The following is a 671-nucleotide window of genomic DNA, read 5'->3' on the forward strand; positions in this document are numbered from 1 at the left end:
GCAAAACGTGACCCTGCAAGCCGATCAACTGAACAACCGTGGCAACGTACAGGCCGGCATCAACCCCGACAACACGCGCAACACCACCGGCACTGTTACCGCCAAGGCGCGTACGGTGGTCAACACCGGTACCCTTGCCGCCAGCAACGCGGTGAACATCACCGCCACGCAAAAACTGGATAACCGCACCAGCGGACAGATCGCCAGCGGCACCGCGCTGACCCTCGACGCCAGCACGCTCGACAACCTCGGCGGCCTGCTGTCGGGGCTTGAAAGCGTCAACATCAAGGCCGCGCGCCTGGACAACAGCGCGGGTACGGTGGTCAGCAACGGCGTGCTCAATCTCAACCTCAGCGACAGCCTGACTAACCGCAATGGCGATGTGGTCAGCGGCGGCGACCTGCAATTGCAAGGCACCGCGCAGGTCAACAACCAGAGCGGCCGGCTGAGCAGCAAAGGCGCGATGACGCTGGCCAGCGCCAGCCTGGACAACAGCAACCAAGGCGTGATCGTCGCCAGCGGCAGCGCGCTGAGCCTCAACGCCGCTAGCCTGAACAACAGCGCCGGCACCGTACAAAGCGCCGGCAGCCTGAACGCCACCAGCCTTGAAACCAACAACACTGGCGGCAGCCTGATTGCCCAGGCCGGCGACCTGCAACTCAACGGCGCCA

Annotated in this window: 1 protein-coding gene; it reads left to right on the forward strand. The window is 64.4% G+C overall.

Translation table 11 applies throughout. The annotated features are described in order from the left end of the window. Nucleotides 1–671 (forward strand): hypothetical protein (locus ACYP2A_RS25760; protein ID WP_459748745.1); only part of this gene is annotated, 671 nt, incomplete at both ends.

Source organism: Pseudomonas sp. 3A(2025), from assembly GCF_054589175.1.